This window comes from Rhizobium sp. BK379 (genome assembly GCF_014193955.1).
Classification (GTDB): Bacteria; Pseudomonadota; Alphaproteobacteria; order Rhizobiales; family Rhizobiaceae; genus Rhizobium.
Map to the genome: position 1 here is coordinate 263362 of NZ_JACIAD010000010.1, position 20699 is coordinate 284060.

The window sequence follows — 20699 nt, forward strand, 5'->3', positions numbered from 1 at the left end:
GAATCCGGAAAGAGGTTTCGGCATGAACGAACGTTTCGAGGAGATCACGGGCGCGGAACAGAAGACAGGGGATGGTGGCCCCCTGGATGCGCTGATCGAATTCTACAGGGCATTTAATTCGGCCGATATGGCGGGCCTGGAAGGGGTCTGGTTCCCCGGGCAGGCTCCGAGCATGGACAACCCTATCGGTGGGATCCGTCGCGGTTGGAATGAGATCGCGGGGGGCTATGCCAAGCTGTTCGGTGGCGCCGCCACAGTGAACGTCACGTTCCACGACTTCACGAGCCAAGGCGGACGAGAGTGGCATCTCTTCGTCGGTCGCGAGCGGGGCAAGTGCCGCACCGCCAGCGACAGTCTGGATGTCGCCTTCCGCACAACCCGCTGGTTCGTTCGGATGGACGGCGCCTGGAGGCAACTCCATCATCACGGCTCCGTCGAGGATCCGCAGATGCTAGCAGACTATCAGAAGCTGATTTTCGGCAGCAGCAAATGATCACAGCGCCAGCACGGATGCGGCTCTGTGATCGCGTATGATTGTCTTGACCAAAGGCCGAAACAACATCGGTTCATCACGCCGGCGTCTGGATCGCCTGTGGGAACGCGTTGGCGCTTCCATCAGAAGGTTTCGACCGATCCTACCGGTGATCTGGCGGCGCTCGTGGCTTCCCTTGAAGCTCGCGTCGTTTGACGGCACAGCTAAGGACGTTGTCCGCGAACGAGCGGCGCGACATCAGTGCCGAGAAACTCGATAGAGCGGCGCATCGCCTTGGTCTCCAGGGCAGCGGTGCTCATCTGGAAGGTGATGCGAGACACTCCGCGCAAGGTCTCGTTAAGATGCAGGATCTTGGCCGCAACCGTCCGCGGGCTGCCAACCAGGAATGCGCCGTTCGGACCGCACATCTGATCGAACTGGGCCTTCGTCGGCGGCGGCCAGCCCCGTTCCCGTCCCGCGTCGGAGAACATTTGGAACCAACCCGGAAAGAACGCTTCCCTCGCAGCCGCGTCCGTCTCTCCCACAAAGCCGAGGGCATGGACGCCGACCTTCTGGCCCTGCCGGGGGTGACCCGCGGCGTCCCATGCGCGGCGATAGAGATCGACCAGAGGCAGGAACCGCTCGAAGCTTCCGCCGATAATGGCGACCATCAACGGCAAACCGAGTGTTCCAGCTCGGACGAAGGATTCGGGTGTGCCGCCGACGCCCAGCCAGATTGGCAAATTCGGCTGATGTGGACGGGGAAACACACCCTCGCCATTGATCGCAGGACGAAAGCGACCCTGCCATTTGATGTTGGGTTGCTCCCTGATCTTCAGCAACAGGTCCAGCTTTTCCGCGAACAGCGTATCGTAGTCCCGCAGGTCGAATCCAAACAGCGGATACGCCTCGACCGAAGAGCCACGACCGACCACGATTTCAGCTCTTCCGCCGGATATCAGATCCAGTGTGGCAAATTCCTGGAAGAGCCGCACGGGATCGGCGGCGCTGAGGACTGCAACAGCGCTTGTCAGTCGGATCGACTTCGTGCGTGCCGCGGCGGCCGCAAGGATGACGGCCGGGGCTGAATCGAGCGCGTTCTCTCGATGGTGTTCGCCCATTCCGAAGACATCGAGGCCGACTTGATCTGCGAGCTCGATCTCCGCAAGCACGCTCTCCATGCGATCGATGGCTGACTGCAATCGCCCCGTGGCGGGGTCGGTCAGGAGCATTGCAAAACTATCGATACCGATTTCCAATGTCGGATCCTTTCAAGGTGACGTTTCCGCCAGGCGCAAGTTGGGCGATGCGCAGCGACAGATACGCGCCTTTCATCCTACTTCCGCCAGCGCCGCGCCACCCTCCTTATTAGGATGATGATGATCGATAAATTCGATGGGTGCTTCCCACGTGAAGGGGCGCTGAGTTCCCGTCATGCCCAGGCATCGACGTCCATCACTGCCTGCGCGAAGGCGTCTGGTGCTTCCTGCGGAAGGTTGTGGCCAATCCCACCTGTGATCAGACGGTGTTCATATCTTCCCTTGAACTTCGCGGCGTAGGTCTTGGGATCCGGATGAGGTGCCCCGTTTGCGTCGCCTTCGAGCGTGATTGTCGGGACCGATACGTCTGGGGCCTTGGCGAGCACGGCCTCGTATTCGTCGAACCGGTTCTCGCCGGCTGCCAGTCCGAGACGCCATCGATAGTTATGGACGACGATCGCCACATGGTCGGGATTGGCGAATGCGGCGGCGCTTCGCGAGAACGTTTCGTCGTCGAACTTCCAATGTGGGGAGGCGAGCTGCCAGATAAGCTTGGCGAAGTCGTTCGTGTATTTCTCGTAGCCTTCGCGACCGCGATCAGTGGCGAAATAGAATTGATACCACCACTGAAGTTCGGCGGTCGGCGGCAGTGGCGCCTTTCCGGCAGACTGGTTCCCAATCAGATAGCCGCTGACCGACACGAGGGCTTTGCAGCGTTCCGGCCAAAGAGCCGCGACTATGTCGGCGGTCCGCGCTCCCCAGTCGAAGCCTGCGATCGTAGCCTGCTTGATCCCTAGGGCGTCCATCAGCTTGATGATATCGACTGCAATTGCGGCCTGCTGGCCGTTGCGTTTCGTCTCCGCCGATAGGAAGCGCGTGCCCCCGTAACCCCGCAGGAAGGGCACGATGACGCGGTGTCCTCGGTCGGCAAGGAGAGGTGCGACCTGCGCGAAGCTGTTGATGTCGTAGGGCCAGCCGTGCAGCAGCAAGACTGGTGATCCAGTCGCCGGTCCTATGTCGGCATAAGAGACGAACAAGTCTCCTGCCTCGATGCCCTTGTTTGCTTCGAGAGTGGCTCCGTCAGCAACTGTCGGCATGTCCACACGCGTGGTCGCCTGAGATGCTTGGGTCGTCTTTTCGCCGAGGACACCCGTCGCGGCAATAGCGAGTGCAACGCTGCCGAACGATCGACGTGTGAGATTTGCGGGTACGAAATTGAACATTGCGCCAGTCTCCGATGGTCATTGCTTATCCTGGGTTAAGGCTGCGCTCTCGATCAGGATTCCGAGAGTGTTTGCGCTGGCCTTTCGTACCGAGATCTGCTGTCGATCCGTACCCGGAAACATTGAGGCTGGCCCATGCGGAGCGCCATTGCACGATGGTATCGCCTATAAAAACGTATCCCCTATACCAAGGTGCAAATGCCTTCCTGACAGTTCGCCGACATAGTCTCGGTCGAAGCCGGCGGTTGCGATCAACCGCGGCCAAAAATCGGGAGCAGATGATGATCTACCGCGCTGCTAGTTCAAGCCTTCCGCTTGTTGTGATCGTAATTGCCATGGTGGCGATCGTCGGAGTTCTGATTGCCATCGGCGATCGGCCAGCACCGACCCGTGTCTGGGTACCTTCCGCTTCCGTTGGTTCCGGAGCGACCGCCGCTGTGTCGGACCCAGTTTGAGCTGCCAAGGGAAAAACAATCATGCCAAGCCCAATCGATAGGCCGTGTCTTCGCCCGCTCATGCCGGAGGAGGTGTCGTTGGCCGCAGACGTCCTGAAGGAGTACTGCGAAGCTCGACGTTGCAACAGAAAAAGCGAGGAAGCGGAGGCCGTGGCACGGGATATTATTCGCTGGCTCCAGACCGGAGTTCCGAGCCGGGAGCGGCTTCAGGAAGTCCTCAGAGCAAGATACTAAGACCGCTCATACCGCGCGTTTGCTGACCTGGGACGGTAGCGGTCAGCAAGGCTCAAAGGCACGCCACCGTTTGTCACGTCGAAGACCACCTCCGCGCCTGGAAATGCGCGATACAAGCGTGGGTGTTGACATACCGAGTGCAAATGACACTTCACCATTGAGTCAGATGCTCCACAGTGTGCCGCCAAGTTCGATGTGTGACACTGGGCGATGAGTGGTATCCCGGTCATGCGAAATGTAGGGAGATCACCATCGTGCGGGGGCGGGATCATGTCCAAGTACAGAGGATGGACGCCGGACGTGCCTCCGGTCGCCCGCGGCCATTGCTGATCAATCTGCGCGGGATAAGCGGAATCGCTGTTCTTCAGTCGTAAAAGTCCGGAAGAACCTTCAATGTATCCGTCTGCCGTTTATCGTGGTTTATGAACATCGTCGCATTGTACTGCTTCATCAATTCCCGCACACGATCCATCGAGGCGATCGACTTTGCTTTGTCGACGTTGAGTGCGGGAACGATGTCATGTTCGAAATTGCTCTCGAAATGCACGACGTCGCCCGAGAGAACCACGTACCCTGTCTTGGCCAGGTGAACCATGAGTGACTGGCTGCCGGGAGTATGGCCAGGCGTTGAAATGAGCCTGACGCTTCCATCGCGAAAAAAGTCGATGTCACCAGTGACAAGTTCTAATCGCCGAGGTTGGCCAAGCAACTTCCTTGCAAGGATTACAAGCGTGTTGATGTTGGGATCAGCCGGGGGAGGCGAGTTTATCCAGTCGTACTCCGCCTTCTGCATAACAACGGTGGCGTCCGGGAACAGGCCGATATTTCCGATATGATCGCCGTGCGTGTGTGAAACAAGGACGTATTTTACATCTGCCGGGGTCAGCCCGATCTGCGCGAGCTGCGACGATATCGTCTTGTCAAGATGGTAGACGATGAGACTGGGAAGTGTGGACCAGCCGTTTGGATCGTCAATGGTGGCTTCAGGCACCCCGGTGTCCCAGATGAGTATATCTGAGCCGTGCTTTATCAGATAGCACGTCGATGAGAATTCGATGGACTTGCCTACGTTCTGACCGGGCGTCCAGACAGACTCGTCGTTCGCCAGAGAGTGACCACAGTCAATGTGGTACAGCTTATCTATTGTCCCTTTTGGTGCGGCGCCGTCTTCTGCCAGCATCGCGCTTCCCGGCATAGCAAACAGAGCAGCCGCTACGAACATTGCTGTTGGACGAGATCTCATTCCAATTCCTCCAGAATATAATGATACGAGGATCCAACGGAACACAACGAGCACCGGGCGCGCAGCCGGCCCCGCAGTCCTGCGAGAGCAGCAGGCGCTTCAGTCGAGATTGGGAGCTCGAGAGCCTTTGCCTGTTCCGAATTTTTGCCCAGCCAGAATGAGGGCGACGCGTCAGAGGTAGGCGGTTCAATCGCTCGCGGTAAGTGAACTAAGGTATCGATCGTTGCTGCCCGCTGGCGGCCAACAGTGTTGTTGCGGACATACGCGCGCACCTAGCAATGACGGGCGCGCTGATTGCTTCCGTTCATGCGAAGGCCCAGTTGATAAACAGGCGCCTTCTCGTCACGCATTGGGATAGTGAATAGAAGGGTCGTCACGGTTCCCCGTCAGTCGCTTCGGCTGATAACCGTCGACACCCTCCTCGCCGGACATACCAATACCAACGTGTCGGCGATACCATGGTCCAAGTGTGAAATGCCTCGATCCTCAGTAGTCCTTGTGTGCAGCTATTCTGCTGTTGGACAGAACTGGATGGAGCTGAACAATGAAGATCCTCATGGTATTCACCTCTCATGACATACTCGGAAGCACAGGGCGCAAGACAGGCTTCTGGCTCGAAGAGGGCGCCGCCCCGTACTATGTCTTTCGCGACGCCGGAGTCGATTTGACGCTGGCGTCACCCAAGGGCGGTCAACCGCCGATCGACCCGAAGAGCGATCTGCCAGAGAACCAGACGCCTGCCATGACGCGGTTCAAGCACGACGAGGCAGCGCAAAGGGTGTTCGCGACCACCACCAGGTTAAGTGACGTGCGCTCTGACGATTTCGACGCTATCTTCTATCCTGGCGGTCACGGTCCCATGTGGGATCTGGTTGACAACCCCGTGTCCATCAAGTTGATCGAGTCCTTCTACAACAACGGTAAGCCCGTTGCGGCTGTCTGCCACGCGCCCGCCGTCTTGCACCGCGTAACCTATAAGGGCGCTCCGATTGTCAAGGGCAAGCGGGTGACCGGCTTCACCAACGGTGAGGAAGAAGAAGTGCAACTCACGAAGGTCGTACCGTTCCTGGTTGAGGACGAACTCAAGCGGCTCGGTGGTCTTTACGAGAAGAAGGCAAACTGGGAGAGCTTCGCGATCACTGATGGCAGGCTGATCACGGGACAAAATCCGGCATCGTCGACCGCGGGAGCCGAGGCGCTTGTCACCCTCCTCACAAGTCTAAAGGCCGGTGTCGCCGTATAGCCGGGCATTGATGAGGAAAGGCCGGGAGATGAGTATCTCACGGCCTTCAAGTGATTTGAATGACTACGTGCCGCTTCGCGGGTGGGCAGACGCTGCGGCAATCCTGGTGAATGCAATTGCCGTCTTTGTCCTATTGGTGGTCCTCGGCATTGCAAATCTCAATTTTTGTGGTAACGTTCCCACATATCGGCTCATGGCCGTGTTGCTGTCGCGCGAATGGAGGAGGCCGATGGAGAAGAAGCCTCTGCGGAGGGCAACCATTATCGATGTGGCAGAGCGGGCCGGTGTTTCCAAGAGCACCGTTGCGCGCGTGCTGGCCGGTTCGGGGCGGATTTCCGATGAGGCGCGCGACAGTGTGCTGAAGGCGGTCGCCGCCACCGGCTACGAGCCCAATCATCTCGCCGTCGGCATGCGCTCCGGGCGCAGCGGCCTGCTCGGCATCGTCATTCCCGATATTACCAACCCATTCTGGGCTGAAGTCGCGCGTGGCGCTCAGGACCGGGCGGCGAAGGAAGATATCTCGCTTCTGGTCTTTTCCTCCGACTGGGATGCGGAGAAGGAAGCGCGGCATCTGCGGGCGCTGCGCCGCGCCCGTGTCGATGGCGCCATCATCAATCCGGTGGCCGACAGTTTCGACGATCTCGGGCGTTTCGGCCTGCCTTTCGTGCTGATCGGCTCCAGCGCCGAGCGCTTTCCCGATACGTCGAGCGTCGGCTCCGATATTCCCCAGGCGGTGCGTCTCGGCATGGATGTCTTGACGGCGCGCGGCCATGCGGCGCCTGCGCTGCTGCTCGGACCGCGTTCGCGCCTGGCGCGGGCCCGTTTCCTGCGCACGGTGCACGAACATTGCGTCGAGCGTGATTTCGATCCGGCTCTGCTGCCGATCGAGGAGGCCGAATATACGGTCGAAGGCGGGCGGCAGGGCATGGCCCGGCTGCTGGCGAGGAGAGGCCCCGGGCATCTGGCCGTCTTTGCCGCCAACGACCTGATGGCGCTCGGCGCCATGATGGCGGTGCGCGAAGCCGGCCTGCGCTGCCCGGAAGATGTCTCGATCCTCGGTTTCGACGGCATTCCGGCCGGCGCCTTTTCCTGGCCGGGCCTGACCACGATTGAAAAGCCCGGGCGGCTGATCGGCGTTCGCGCCGTCGAATGTCTGCTCGATGAAATTGCCGGCCGTCCCGAACACGGCCGGGTCTATATGCCATGCCGGCTCATAGAGCGAGGATCACTCGCCGATCTGTCGGTTCCGGCACCCATCAGGGTGGCGGCAGGGAGGTAATGCTATGACCGTAAGCAACAATATGCCGATGTCACTTTCGACGTCCAAAAGTGGGAACGTTCCCGCAGTTCGTCGAAGCCGACTCGGCAAGGGCATCCGCCAATGGTGGCCCTATTATGTGATGATGGCGCCCGGCCTCGTCTTCTTTCTCATCTTCCATTACCTGCCGATCTGGGAAGCCAAGATCGCCTTCGAGCAGCTGCGCATCATCGGCCCGAACCTCTGGGTCGGCCTCAAGCATTTCCAGACGCTGTTTGCCTCGGCGATCTTCTGGCAGGTGCTCGCCAATACGCTGATCATCTCGACGCTGAAGATCATCTTCGTCTTTCCGGTGCCGATCGTCGTGGCGCTGCTGCTGAATGAAATCCGTGGCGGTTCCCTGCGCAAGTTCATCCAGTCGGCGATCTACCTGCCGCATTTCCTCTCCTGGGTGGTCATAGCGGGCGTCTTCATCGCCGTGCTCTCGCCAAGCGATGGCGCGGTCAACGACGTGCTCGGCGTCTTCGGCATGCAGCCGGTCTCCTTCATGACCGATACGGGCTCGATCCGCTGGGTTCTGGTCTTCTCGGAAATCTGGCGCTCGGCCGGCTGGGACAGCCTGCTCTATCTCGCCGCCATCATCGCCATCGACCAGGAGCTTTATGCCGCCGCCGAGATCGACGGCGCCAATCGCTGGCAGAAGATCCGCTACGTCACCATCCCCGGCATCGTGCCGACGATCGCGACGCTCTTCATCCTGAATGCCGGCATGTTCCTCAATGCCGACCTCAATCAGGTCATCAATTTCTCCAATGACGTCGTGCGCAGCAAGATCGATATCATCGATACCTATGTCTACCGCATCGGCCTGCAGACCGGCGAATATTCGCTGGCGACGGCAGCAGGGCTCTTCAAGGCCGTGCTCGGCATGCTGATGATCGTCGGCGCGCACCTCCTCTCCAAACGCCTGACCGGCAAGGGAGTGTGGTAATGGCCGCCCTCAATATCCGCCGCACGCCGCTCGAACGCGCCGAATATGCGATCATCGTCTCGACGCTGCTCTTCCTCGTCGTGCTGACCGTGCAGCCGCTCCTCAACCTGCTTGCCATCTCGCTCTCCGATCCGAGCGAGGTCGCCGGCATGAGCGGGCTGACCGTGCTGCCAAACGGCTTCTCGACCGATGTCTGGAGCTTGCTTCTGAACAACCCGGCGGTGCTGCGCGGTGTCGTCAATTCGATCTTCATCACGCTCGTCAGCAGCTTCCTCGGCGTCATCCTGACGGCGCTGATGGCCTGGGCGCTGTCGCGTCCCGGCCTGCCCGGGCGGCGGGTCATCTTCGTTCTCATGCTGGTCACGATCGTCTTCGATCCCGGCATCATTCCTGACTACCTCGTCAACAAGCGCCTCGGCCTGCTCGACAGCTACTGGTCGGTCATCCTCTTCAAGCTGGTCAATGCCTGGTACCTGATCATCCTGATCCGCTTCTTCGAGGAAGTACCGAAGGAACTGCTTGAGGCCTCCGAGCTCGACGGCGCCAATCCCTTCCAGATCTTTTGGTATGTGGCGCTGCCGCTCGCCAAGTCGGCGCTTGCCACCATCGCGCTCTTCTATTTCGTCTTCCACTGGAACGAGTTCTTCCGGGCGATGATCTATCTCAACGACCAGTCGAAATGGCCGCTGCAGGTGGTGCTGCGCCAGTTCGTCGTCGAGGGCGACAAGCTCGCCATGGTCGGCGTCGATAATTCCAACAATTACACCGGCGCCAGCCAGATCAATATCCGCGCGCTGAAGGCGGGCATGATCCTGCTCACCATCGTGCCGATCCTGGCGATCTATCCACTCATTCTCAAGTTCTTCACCAAGGGCACCATGAGCGGTGCGCTGAAGGGCTGAGACACGAAACCAAAGCATATAAGGAGGAAATCATGCTTGGGAGAATGCTTCTGGGGGCCATGACAGTCATGGCGCTGACGGCGGGAACCGCCATTCCCGCTCTTGCCGATCCGGTGACGATCCGCGTCGTTTCCAAGGATCTGCTGACCACCAATCCTGATGACGTCAAGCTCGTGAAGAAATACGAGGAGGCGCTGAAGGCCAAGGGCACCGACATCCACATCCAGATCGTCGACCTGCCGTCTTCGGGTTATGCCGACAAGCTGAGCGCCATGCTGCTCTCCGGCGATATTCCCGATCTCATCTATTTCCAGGGCGGCGACGCCAAGATGGCCGAACAGGGTGTTCTCGAAGACTGGAACAACTGGCTGCCGAAGACGACCTATCTGAAGGACGCGCTCTTCCCGCACAATGTCGAGCGCCTGAAGAACTATCCCTACCTGCTCTACGTCTATCCGCCGCGCATTCCCCAGCCGGTCATCCGCACCGACTGGCTCGCCAAGAGCGGTGTCGCTGCCCCGCAGACGGTCGATGACTACGTCAAGCTCTTCACGGCGATCAAGGACGGCGATTTCGACGGCAACGGCAAGGCCGACACCTATGGTGTGACGACCGCCGACAATACGCAGGAACTCGATTCCATCTTCAACCAGGCTTTCGGCGTGACCGGCACCTGGATGAAGAACGACGCCGGTGAGTGGATCGCGGCGCGCACCTCCAAGCAGGAGAAGGACAAGATCGCCTTCTACGCCTCGCTGAAGGAGAAGGGCCTCTACGATCCGGAATACATCACCACCAAGTGGGACGTGAAGGAAGACAAGTTCTATTCCGGCCGCGCCGGCGTGGTCTTCGGCTCGTCCGCCGAGGTCATCGATATCTATGGCGGCAAGATGCGCCAGGCCCATCCCGACCAGAACCCGACGCTGACGCTGCTTGCGCCGCCCAAGGGGCCGGCCGGCCAGGGGCTGATCGCGCTCGACGTTTCCAAGGAAGCGCGCGGTCTCGCCATCGCCACGACCTCCGAGCACAAGGAAGAGGTCGTCAAGCTGCTCGACTTCATCGCCAGCCCCGAGGGCCAGGAGATCGAACGCCTCGGCTTCGAGGGTGAGCAGTACACGAAGGACGGCAATACCATCAAGACGACCGACAAGATCGCCACCTGGTATGCCCGCTTCCTCGTCGCCGCCAACTGGCAGCCGCCGGTGCAGTGGATGAGCGACGCCGCGCAGGGCTCGCTGAAGACGATCGCCGCCAACTTCAAGCCGGACAATGCCTTCGTCTGGCCCGCAGACTACGCCACCGACATCGACGCCACGGAAAATGTCTACCGGGCCTGGGTCTACAAGTTCATCTCCGGCGAAGCCAAGATGGATCAGTGGGACCAGTTCGTGTCCGAATGGAACAGTGCCGGCGGCGAACACATGACCGAATATGCAAGGACGGTACTGAATGGCAAATGATGCAAAGGGGCTCTCCCTCAAGGGACGAGTCCGTGCGCTTCTCTTTGGCGTCGCCTATGGCGACGCCCTCGGGGCGCCGGTCGAAAAACTCTCCGCTGCCGAAATCCGCGAGCGTTACGGCAGGGTCACCTCGCTCGATACCGAATGGCACCGCATGAGCCAGAGCGAGACGGCCCGCAACGGCCGGGTGCGCGGCAGCGGCATCGTCACCGACGATACGCTGATGACGCTCTGCCTCATGTCGATCTATGGCGACGTCAAGCGCCATGTCGATGCCTGGGATATGGCCTCCGGCATGGTGCGCGAGATTGCCTGGACGCCGCGCTGGGTGCCGGAACTGCAGCGCGAGGCGATGCTGATCGAGCGCCTTTTCTATCCCGAAAAATGGATCTTCCAGCGCCACCAGCTGTCCAATTGCGATCCGCGCCAGGGCGGGATCGGCAATATGGTCAATTGTGGTGCGGCCATGTATATCGCGCCCGTCGGCGTCGTGAATGCCTGCAATCCAAAGGCTGCCTATGACGAGGCGATCGCCTTTGCCTCCGGCCACCAGCAGAGCTTCGGCCTCGAAGCCGCCGGCGTGCTGGCCGCCGCAATCGCCGCCGCTTTCGTGCCGGGCACGACGCTCGATGCCGTCATCGATGAAGCGCTCGCCGTGGCCAAGGATGGCACGCGCGCTGCCATCGCCGATATCGTCGATGCCGCCCGCATCCTCAAACACGCCGACTACAAGACCGTGGTCGAAGAGTTCCACAAGATCATCGCGCGCTATTCGCCGATGGGTGACAATGTCAATCACACCGCGCAGAAGGCCGGCATTGCCTCGGACGCCTATCAGCCGTCACGGCTCAACGCGATCGAGGAACTGCCGCTGGCGCTCGGTTTTGCCATCCTCAACGATGGCGATTTCTACAAGACCATTCAGGACGGCATCAATTCCGGCCGCGACACGGATTCGATCGGCGTCATGGCCGGCGCGATCCTCGGCGCGCTGCACGGTGAAAGCGTGATCGACGCGGCCGCTGCCGCACAGCTCGACCGGGTCAACAGGCTTGATCTCTTCACGTCTGCCGATGCCTTCACCGAAACGGTCATCGCGATCCAGACGGCCGAGCACGCGCGCGATGCCGCCAAGATCAGGGCGCGCAAGGGGCTCCTCGGCCTTGCGGATCAAACCCAGCTTGAACGCCTATAAATTTTGGACAGGACGATGTTGAACACAACAGAGATTTTCGAACGCATTTATTCCGGTTTCATCGGCAAGGCGATCGGCGTGCGCCTCGGCGCCCCTGTCGAGCCCACGATCTGGAGCTATGACCGCATTCGCGGCACCTATGGCGAGGTCACCGAATATCTGCGCGATTTCAAGAATTTCGCCGCCGATGACGATACCAACGGGCCTGTTTATTTCATCCGCGCGCTGCGCGATTACGGGCTCGGCGCCACCGCCGAGGATGTCGGCAAGACCTGGCTGAACTACGCGGCCGAAGAGCACGGCATGTACTGGTGGGGCGGCTTTGGCAATTCCACCGAACACACCGCCTACCAGAACCTGCGCGCCGGCATTCCCGCTCCGCAGTCGGGTTCCATCGCCCAGAACGGCACGACCGTTGCCGAACAGATCGGCGGCCAGATTTTCATCGACAGCTGGGGCTGGATCCATCCGGGTGAACCTGAAAAGGCGGCCGATGCCTCCGCGCGTGCGGCAAGTGTCGCCCATGACGGCGAGGGGCTGAACGGCGCCCGTTTCTGCGCTGCCGCCATCGCCCAGGCCTTCGTCGCCAAGAGCATCGAGGAGATTATCGAAACCGGCCTTTCGACGATCCCAGCAAGCTCACTCTACGCCCGCGTCGCCCGTGCCGTCCTCGCCTTCCACAAGGACAATCCCGGTGACTGGCGCGCCTGCCGCGACATGCTGACGGCCGAATGGGGTTATGATCGCTATCCCGGCGTCTGCCATATCATTCCGAATGCCGGCGTCGTCTTCATGGCGCTGATCTACGGCCAGGGCGACCTGCCGCGCACCGCCGAGATCGCCACCATGGCCGGCTGGGATACCGACTGCAATGCCGGCAATGCCGGCGCGATCGTCGGCACCTTTCAGCAGGTCCAGCCGGGCTGGGACAAGTACCGCAAGCCGATCAACGATTTCGTCGTCGCCTCCGGCGTGACCGGCACGATCAATGTCGTTGATATTCCCTCCTTCGCCCGCGAACTGACCGTGCTTGCCCTGCGCCTGCAGGGCAAGGAGCCGCCGGCGCTCTGGGTCGAGGATTTCGAGCGCCGCGGCGTGCGCTTCGATTTCGATGCGCCGGGTGCCACCCACGCTTTCCGCACCGAGCCCTTCAACCAGATCGCCGTCAAGGCTTCGAACGAGCGCCATACGGACGATGCCAGGGGCTCGCTGGAAATCCTGCTCGACCGGCTGGAGCGCGGGCAGGGCGGCCGTATCTTCTGGAAGCCTTTCTATCGCCGAGCCGATTTCGACGACGAGCGCTACCGGCCGATGTTCACGCCGCTTGCCGATGACGGCCAGACGGTCAGGTTCAAGCTCTGGCTCGACCCGTGGAATGGCGACGGCCATCTGCGCGTCGCCCCCTATGTCCGCCGCGCCATGACCGGCACGATCGAGGAGACCGGCGCCTGGCACGTTCCCTCTTCCGAGGGCTGGCAGGACTATGAATTCACCATTCCCGATGGCAAGAGCGAGGCGATCGACGAAATCGGCATCCTCGTCGAATATTTCGGCCGCCTGAAATTCCTCGGCCGTCTCTTCCTCTCGGAATTCTCCGTCTCCGGCGAGGGCCGCACCGTGATCGACCCGGCCAAGGAAGTGCTGGAATGGGGCGGCATCACCCGCTTCACCTGGAACCGCGGCCACTGGAGCCTGCAGCAGGGCCGCATCCACGCCCACACGGCAAGTGACGCCGATGCCTGGACCGGCAATGCCTATCTGCGGGATGTGAGCGTCAACACGGATTTGAGACCGCTCTCCGGCGCTTCGCATCTTGTGGTGGCCCGCGCGCAAGGGACCAGCCGCTTCTATGCCGGCGGTTTCCAGAATGGCGAAGCGGTGATCCTGGCCGAAAACCACGGCACGACCATCCTGGCGCGGGCGCCCTTCAAGGCGGAATACGGCCGGGACTATCAGGTCAATCTGACGGTCACCGGCGACAGGCTCGCCCTGTCGATCGACGGCAGCCTGGTTCTCGAAGCCGAGGATCAGACATTCGGCTACGGCATGGCGGGCCTGCGCATGGCATCGGCTGGCCGCATGTCGATCGGCCGGCTCGAGATCGTCGAGCTGTAACGCCAAGGGGAGGAAGAACATGTCGGAGATCGAACTCAGGAATGTCGGCAAGAGCTACGGCAGCGTTGCCGTGCTCAACGACGTCTCGCTCGATATGGGCGACGGCGAATTCGTCGTGCTCGTCGGCCCCTCGGGCTGCGGCAAGTCCACGTTGCTGCGCATGATTGCCGGACTGGAGGATATTTCCGCCGGCGAGATCACCATCGGCGGCAAGGTCGTCAACGACATGCCGGCCAAGGAGCGCGATATCGCCATGGTCTTCCAGTCCTATGCGCTCTATCCGCACATGAAGGTCGCCGAAAACATGAGCTTCGCCCTGAAGCTCGCCGGCGCCCCGAAGGCGGAAATCCGCAAACGGGTCGAGGAGGCTGCCGGCATCCTCGGCCTTGAAAACCTGCTGGACCGCCTGCCGCGCGAGCTTTCGGGCGGTCAGCGCCAGCGTGTCGCCATGGGTCGCGCCATCGTGCGCGATCCGCGCGCCTTCCTGTTCGACGAACCGCTCTCCAATCTTGATGCCAAGCTGCGCGTCAAGATGCGCAGCGAAATCAAGAAGCTGCACCAGCGCCTCGGCAAGACCACGGTCTACGTCACCCACGACCAGACCGAGGCAATGACCATGGCCGACAAGATCGTCGTGCTGAACGGCGGTAAGGTGGAACAGGTCGGCGCGCCGCTGACGCTCTACAACGACCCCGCCAATCTCTTCGTAGCCGGCTTCATCGGCTCTCCGGAGATCAACCTGATCCCGGCGACGATGGGACAAGGGGCGGCCATGACGGCAAGCGGCGTCGCCCTGCCGCTGACAAACCCGCTGCGGCCGGGAACGGAAATCGTCTACGGCATCCGCCCGCAACATATCACGCTTGCCACGGATGGGGTGCCCGGCCGGATCAGCCTCGTCGAGCCGACCGGCGAGGACCAGGAACTCGTGGTCGACATGGGGGGCGAAGACATTTCAGTCGTCGTTCACGGCGGTCGGCTGCTCTCGGCCGGGCAGGATGTGAAGCTGTCGATCGATATCGACAAGGTGCTGCTCTTCGACAGGGCGACCGGCGAGCGCATCCGATGACCGGACATTCCCAAAGACAGTTCGACCCTGCAGCGAAAGGCCCGCTCGCCGGTATCCGCGTGCTCGACCTCTCCCGTCTCGTCGCCGGCAACATGCTGTCGCTGCAGCTTGCCGATTTCGGCGCGGATGTGGTGAAGATCGAGCCGCCGTCAGGCGATCCGCTGCGCGACTGGAAGGATGATGGCCACTCGCTCTACTGGAAGACCTATAGCCGCAACAAGCGCTCGGTAATGCTGAACCTGCGCGAGAAACCGGCCATGGACGCGCTCTGGGCGCTGATCGAAACGGCCGACGTCTTCATCGAGAATTATCGTCCCGGCACGCTGGAAGAAATGGGGCTTGCCCCTGACGTCCTCCATGCCCGCAATCCCGATCTCGTCATCGTGCGCATTTCCGGCTTCGGCCAGACAGGGCCTTATGCGCAATTTCCCGGCTTCGGAACGATCGTCGAGGGCATGAGCGGCTTTGCCTATCGCACCGGCTTTCCCGATCGCGAACCGGTGCTGCCGCCGCTTGCACTTGCCGACATGATCGCCGGCGTCTACGGCAGTTCGGCGACCGTCACGGCGCTGTTTGCCCGCGACCGCGGCCAGTCGCGCGGCCAGGTGATCGATCTCTCGCTGCTGGAGCCGATGTTTTCGGTGCTCGGGCCGGAAGCGGCGATCTACAAGGTCACCGGCAAGGTCAAGGAACGCGTCGGCAGCGCCTCGAACACCGCCGCTCCCCGCAATGTCTACCGCTGCCGCGACGGTAAATATGTGGCGCTGTCGGGATCGACACCGCAGGTCGCCCGCCGCATCTTCGACATTATCGGCCGCAGCGACATGAACGAGGATCCGCGCTTTGCCACCAATTCGGCGCGCGTGAACAATCGCGCGCTGGTGGATGAGGCCGTGGGCGGCTGGTTTGCCGGGCATGATCATGACGAGGCATTGCAGATCATGCGCGATGCCGGCGCCACCGTCGGCCCGATCTACAGCATCGCCGATGCGGCCGAAGACGAGCATTTTTCCGGACGCGAGATCATCGTCGATGCCGAAGATGCCGAATTTGGCAGCCTGCCGATGCACAATATCGTTCCCCGTCTTTCCGCGACACCAGGCGTCTGGCGCCGGCCGGCACCGTCACTTGGTCAGCATACGGCGGAAGTGCTTGCCGAAGCCGGCCTCGACGCCGCTGCGATCGACGCCATCGTGAAGGGAAGTGGCGCATGAGATTTCGTTCGCTCCTCTATGTGCCCGCCTCCTCCGACCGGTTCATCGCCAAGGCGCATGAGCGGGGGGCGGACGCGATCATTCTTGATCTGGAGGATTCAGTCGCACCCGCCGAGAAGGAGGCCGCCCGCGCGAGGCTGACCGAGGCCGTCGCCTCCGTCGGGCGCAATGGCGCTGTTGTCTTCGTCCGCATCAATTCCGAACCCGAATTGCAGATGCCGGACGCCGAGGCCGCCTGCCGGGCCGGCGCCTTCGGCCTTTACGTCGCCAAGACGCGCTCGCTCAGCCGCCTGCATCTTCTTGCCTATCACCTGCAGACATTGGAGCGCCAACTCGGCCGCGAGCAGACGTGGTTCGTGCCGCTCATCGAGGATGCCGCCGCCGTGCTCGATGCGCGCTCCTTCGCCGGCTGCCAGCGGGTTCTTGCCCTTGCCGCGGGCGGCGAGGATCTGGCGGCCAGCATGGGTGCCGAACCGCTGCCGGACGTACTGCGCCTGCCGAAGCTAATGGTGCACATGGCGGCAAAGGCGGAGGGCAAGCTCTCCTTCGGCACGCTTACGACGGTCGCTGACTACGGTGATCTCGAAGCGCTCGACGCCGCGGCGCAGGAGGCCAGGCGCCATGGTTTCGATGGAGCGAGCTGCGTCCATCCTTCCGCGGTTGCCATTCTCAACGCCGCTTTTTCGCCGAGCCCGGAAAGGCTTGACTGGGCGCGCCGTGTCATCGAGGCTGCCGAGATCGCCGGGTCAGCCGGCAAGGGTGCCATTTCGCTCGACGGAAAGATGATCGACGCGCCTGTCGTCGCGAGGGCGCGTGCGCTGCTGTCGCAGTGATGCTGGCATGCGGGATCAAGCCCAACCGGGAGTGCGAAATAAACGGCAGGAACGATAAGAAGCATCCAACACACCAGGCCAGCCAGGGTAACGCCAGTGGGCCGTATGAATGGAAAAACGTCGGGCCGTTGCGTCGGTAAGCGACGGTGGCAAGACGGCTACGGGTTAGCCTCTATGTGAGGGCAAAGAACCCTCGCACGCTGGTCCGGTTCGGGTCGACAGGCGCGCCGGGTCGTAGCCGAAGCTCGCACTGCGCAAACTGCGAGTACTTAATAGGTGAGCTTCGGATACCAGCTCGTACCGCGACCGGCTGGCGTCATGTCCAGAATGTTCCAGAGCGGCGCGATGTCGACGGCTCCTCTCGGATCCTGTCCGGGATCTGCCGCCTCGGCAGGCATTTCGGAACTATAGAACACGCGGACTTCGTTTCCGTCCTTCTGATAGACGGTAAGCCCCGGATACTCGTTGCCCTTGGCGTCGAGCAGACCCAGATCTCTCGCATAGTCGTCGCCGACGGTCTGAGCGAAATCGAGGTCGCGCCAGCCGCGCTCCATTGCGAACGCGCGCTGCCTCTCGACCGGGCTGCGACCGATGATTTTGAACGCGACCCGCTGCTTGACATCGGCGCCGTTGCCGTTCGCTCCGCCCAGGAAATTTGTGCACATCGGGCAGGGTCGTTCGCGCTGCGGACCGAACATCCAGAAATAAGTCACGAGCGTATCGTGATGTCCGAACATTTCGGCCAGACCGGTCTCGCTGCCGTTCTCGTCCTTGAAGCGATAGTTCTTTTCGACGACCGGGCCGGGAGGCAGCCGCCTGCGTTGCTCCGCAAGCCTCGTCAGATGCCGCCGAACTTCGATCTCTTCTGCCAAAAGCGCCATTCTTGCCTTGGCGTAGTCGGCTGTTTCGTTTGCGAACCTGCTTGCGCGTTTCGCGGCTAGCTCCGTTGCCGGTCTCAATTCGCCCGTGTCCATGTGATTTCTCCCTTGAACTGCTTGTTCGCCTCACATCCATAGACGTACGACAAAATTCGTTATCGACAAGGACGATCGATTTTTTGCCAATCGCATCTAGAGGCTCATCCGCCATATCGAGGAGGGCCGCATCAATCTCGGCTTCTTCCGGCCGGTGGAGAATATCGGCTCGTTGCGTTTCTTCTCGATTGCCTATGAGCGCTATCTGTTGGCTGTCGCCAAGGAGAGCCCGCTGTCATTTAAGAGCGAGATCGATCTCGAGGATTTGAGGCGAGAAGATCATCTCCTTTTCCCGTCAGAACCTCTCCTACAGCGAACGCTATTTTGCGGAAGTGCTCTAGGAACACGATCTGACCGACAATGTCACTTACACCTGCAACGACACCTTCTCGCTGGTGTCGCTGGTCTCGGTCGGTCTTGGCATCTGCTTGGTGCCCGAATGGACGCAGGATGTGCCGAACCGGGGGCGAGTTCAAGAAGGTGAAGGGCATCGATTTCAAGATCGGGCTCGGGGTTGCCTGGAACCGGGAGGACCCGACCGCCGGCCGCGACGATATCATTGATATTGCCCGGTCGCTCGCACGGCCGGGCAGGTGAGGGGTGTCAGAAGATTGGCAGACGCGCCTGTTCGTCGTGCCGCAAACGGTCGTTGAATTCAGCTTCAAGCAAGCGACCTGGGGTTTATTCTCCAGAAGAAGCACCACATCTTCAGATTGATCGCACATGGAGCCGACACATGATGGACAACCGGATTGATGCGAAGATTGCGAGCCAACAGGAATATGCCTTGAAACTCCTGCAGGCATCGACCGATCGCGACCCTGACTCTATCGCCGTGTCGACGACAACGTTGCCGAATCTGGCGCTGGATCTCGCCATCGGCGACACCAAGACACGATTCTTGCGCATCATCCTCGATGCCCTCGGCAATGCCGACGTTACAGTGCGTATCGATGGCGGAAAGGCGTCGGTCCAGACCGGCTCCGGCAATGACACGATATCGGTAGAGGCGGCCTGGGCCACGGTGCAGGCCGGTGCCGGCGACGATCGCATCACCGTCAAGACGTCGGGCCTATACGCTTTTTCTGACGGCATGTTGGTGCCGTCCGTGGACCTCGTTCGGGGCGAAGCGGGCAAGGACATCATCAACGTCAGTAGTCATGGCCTGATTGACCGAACGGAAGGTGGCGAGGGCGATGACGTCCTCGTCATTTCCGGTAACGGAAGCGTCGATCGCACCGAAGGCGGATCGGGCAACGATAGGATCTTCATATCGAACGCATCAGGCATCGACTGGGGCATGTCCGGGATCAATCGCACTGAAGGCGGAGACGGCGACGATGAGATCTACCTTCGAAGCGAAAACGATGTGTTCATCGCAGATGGTGGTGATGGCAATGACAAAGTCTTCGTCGAGGCCCAGGACACGGTTTGGTACGTCGATGGCGGGGAAGGGGACGACGACATGACGATTCGATCCCTGAGCGCCGCATTCATCGACGGCGGCCACGGCGACGACACGATACACATCGCTGCTACTGCCACCTATATCTCCGGGGGGAAAGGAAACGATCATCTTATTCTTGACACACCCGGAGGGCGGGCCACCGTCGATATGTTCGAAGGCGATGGCTATGACCTCGTCGAAATCAACGGGACACTCGAAATACGACGTAACGGGATTGACGGTGCTGCGCTGAGCGAAAGTGACATCTCGGTTGCGAAAAACGATGACGGTACAGTGTCTGTAAAATTTCCGGGGAGTGATGATGCGGTGACTGTAAAGTTCACCGGCGCGGCAGCCGAAGCGACGGGTTTTGATGTCGAGCTTGCCGGCAGCTCGCTCATTATCACGCCGAAGACAGAGGCCGGCATTGTCTGATGCCAATGAGACCGCAAAATATACGGATGCCTGTTCCTGAGCTTGCCTTCACCGGGCGCGTCACTCGTCACCACGGTTGCACGGTTCGCATCGCGCTCAATCAGTCGGCGGCATCGTTAAGCCCTCCGTCCTGGCAGTTCAGATGGCGAGCCATTCAGCTTCAGGATCTCATGGGCATCGACTGTAGCCTGGAGAGCTTCCTCGGAGGCGGTCGCCGTCGTTTGCTTCGGGATCGTGCATCTTGAGTTTCTGCTTGTAGCGACTTTTGATTTCGTCCGGCGTCGCGTCCGGTCCGGTGAGAGCCCTAGCGTCTCGAATGCTTTTGCTTCCAGCACCTCAAGTTTGCCGGATTGAGGCGCCGTTTTGGCCGTGAGGCTCTGCGCGGCTGACTGCCCCGTCCCACAGAAACGGCCGGCAAAAGCCGGCCGTTTCCAATACGGTAACTGCTGCATTCCTCAGACCAAGAGCGAGCTGGATCAGGATATCGCTATGGTCGAAGAAGGCCTTGTTGACGCCGACGAAGGCGAGAGTAAGTCCCAACGATGTGTCGAAAGAACCTATTACGAGCGAAGTATCAAAAGATCCGCCGGTGAAAGTAGTATTATCGACAAACTCTCCAAAATAGTTACTGCCGCTTTGCTTAAGAATGATCGTCCCCATTGAATCCCTAAAACTCC

At 60.8% G+C, this 20699-nt stretch carries 17 protein-coding genes and 2 pseudogenes; 13 read left to right on the plus strand and 6 right to left on the minus strand.

Annotation, left to right across the window (positions count from 1 at the left end; translation table 11 throughout):
- Positions 1-22 precede the first annotated feature (22 nt).
- Entirely contained in the window at positions 23-493 is a 471-nt protein-coding gene (locus FHT93_RS33055) for a nuclear transport factor 2 family protein (RefSeq protein ID WP_113204081.1), read from the plus strand.
- Positions 494-696: 203 nt separating this feature from the next.
- Here the strand turns inward: FHT93_RS33055 and FHT93_RS33060 are convergent, their stop codons facing one another.
- The 3 genes from FHT93_RS33060 to FHT93_RS33070 form a co-directional block, all read right to left on the minus strand.
- A complete protein-coding gene (locus FHT93_RS33060) occupies positions 697-1731 on the minus strand; it encodes an LLM class flavin-dependent oxidoreductase (protein WP_183851244.1) in 1035 nt (344 codons plus the stop codon).
- 173 nt (positions 1732-1904) lie between these two features.
- Positions 1905-2954: an alpha/beta hydrolase gene (locus FHT93_RS33065; protein WP_183851245.1), complete on the minus strand. Its 1050-nt coding sequence runs from the start codon at positions 2952-2954 to the stop codon at positions 1905-1907.
- Between the two features lie 1053 nt (positions 2955-4007).
- Complete coding sequence (locus FHT93_RS33070; RefSeq protein WP_183851246.1) at positions 4008-4886, minus strand: N-acyl homoserine lactonase family protein; 879 nt, start codon at positions 4884-4886, stop codon at positions 4008-4010.
- 544 nt (positions 4887-5430) lie between these two features.
- Between FHT93_RS33070 and FHT93_RS33075 the strand changes: the two genes are divergently transcribed.
- From FHT93_RS33075 to FHT93_RS33120, 10 genes are all read left to right on the plus strand, one after another.
- Positions 5431-6129, plus strand: coding sequence for a type 1 glutamine amidotransferase domain-containing protein (locus FHT93_RS33075; protein WP_113015231.1), 699 nt, complete (start codon positions 5431-5433; stop codon positions 6127-6129).
- A gap of 229 nt (positions 6130-6358) precedes the next feature.
- Positions 6359-7408 (plus strand): LacI family DNA-binding transcriptional regulator, encoded by a 1050-nt coding sequence (locus FHT93_RS33080; RefSeq protein WP_183851247.1) that lies wholly within the window; start codon positions 6359-6361, stop codon positions 7406-7408.
- 4 nt (positions 7409-7412) lie between these two features.
- The gene (locus FHT93_RS33085) at positions 7413-8378 is read left to right on the plus strand and encodes an ABC transporter permease subunit (protein WP_246781779.1); all 966 of its coding nucleotides are present in this window, start codon (positions 7413-7415) and stop codon (positions 8376-8378) included.
- Entirely contained in the window at positions 8378-9280 is a 903-nt protein-coding gene (locus FHT93_RS33090; protein WP_112547031.1) for a carbohydrate ABC transporter permease, read from the plus strand. The genes FHT93_RS33085 and FHT93_RS33090 overlap by 1 nt, the downstream gene beginning before the upstream one ends.
- Before the next feature lie 32 nt (positions 9281-9312).
- Entirely contained in the window at positions 9313-10740 is a 1428-nt protein-coding gene (locus tag FHT93_RS33095; protein WP_246781780.1) for an extracellular solute-binding protein, read from the plus strand.
- On the plus strand, positions 10730-11935 hold the full coding sequence (locus FHT93_RS33100; protein ID WP_183851248.1) for an ADP-ribosylglycohydrolase family protein: 1206 nt from the start codon (positions 10730-10732) through the stop codon (positions 11933-11935). The genes FHT93_RS33095 and FHT93_RS33100 overlap by 11 nt, the downstream gene beginning before the upstream one ends.
- 15 nt (positions 11936-11950) lie before the next feature.
- Positions 11951-14050, plus strand: a complete 2100-nt coding sequence (locus FHT93_RS33105; protein ID WP_183851249.1) for an ADP-ribosylglycohydrolase family protein — start codon at positions 11951-11953, stop codon at positions 14048-14050.
- Between the two features lie 19 nt (positions 14051-14069).
- Positions 14070-15119, plus strand: coding sequence for a sn-glycerol-3-phosphate ABC transporter ATP-binding protein UgpC (gene ugpC / locus FHT93_RS33110; protein ID WP_183851250.1), 1050 nt, complete (start codon positions 14070-14072; stop codon positions 15117-15119).
- On the plus strand, positions 15116-16333 hold the full coding sequence (locus FHT93_RS33115; RefSeq protein WP_183851251.1) for a CoA transferase: 1218 nt from the start codon (positions 15116-15118) through the stop codon (positions 16331-16333). Before ugpC ends, FHT93_RS33115 begins: the two co-directional genes overlap by 4 nt.
- The gene (locus FHT93_RS33120; RefSeq protein ID WP_183851252.1) at positions 16330-17166 is read left to right on the plus strand and encodes a CoA ester lyase; all 837 of its coding nucleotides are present in this window, start codon (positions 16330-16332) and stop codon (positions 17164-17166) included. Before FHT93_RS33115 ends, FHT93_RS33120 begins: the two co-directional genes overlap by 4 nt.
- 269 nt (positions 17167-17435) lie before the next feature.
- Here the strand turns inward: FHT93_RS33120 and FHT93_RS33125 are convergent, their stop codons facing one another.
- Entirely contained in the window at positions 17436-18140 is a 705-nt protein-coding gene (locus tag FHT93_RS33125) for a DUF899 family protein (RefSeq protein ID WP_183851253.1), read from the minus strand.
- A 103-nt stretch (positions 18141-18243) separates the two neighbouring features.
- On the opposite strand from FHT93_RS33125, the pseudogene FHT93_RS33130 reads away from it, so the two are divergent.
- Together FHT93_RS33130 and FHT93_RS33135 are read left to right on the plus strand one after the other, a co-directional pair.
- Positions 18244-18737: pseudogene (locus FHT93_RS33130) on the plus strand (LysR family substrate-binding domain-containing protein); the annotation flags it as partial.
- Between the two features lie 139 nt (positions 18738-18876).
- Positions 18877-20022, plus strand: coding sequence for a hypothetical protein (locus FHT93_RS33135; protein WP_183851254.1), 1146 nt, complete (start codon positions 18877-18879; stop codon positions 20020-20022).
- 116 nt (positions 20023-20138) lie between these two features.
- On the opposite strand, the pseudogene FHT93_RS35775 reads toward FHT93_RS33135, so the two are convergent.
- Both FHT93_RS35775 and FHT93_RS33140 read right to left on the minus strand, forming a co-directional pair.
- A pseudogene (locus tag FHT93_RS35775) lies at positions 20139-20366 on the minus strand (DnaJ domain-containing protein); the annotation flags it as partial.
- On the minus strand, positions 20359-20682 hold the full coding sequence (locus FHT93_RS33140; protein ID WP_183851255.1) for a hypothetical protein: 324 nt from the start codon (positions 20680-20682) through the stop codon (positions 20359-20361). The pseudogene FHT93_RS35775 and the gene FHT93_RS33140, both read right to left, overlap by 8 nt.
- Positions 20683-20699: the final 17 nt, after the last annotated feature.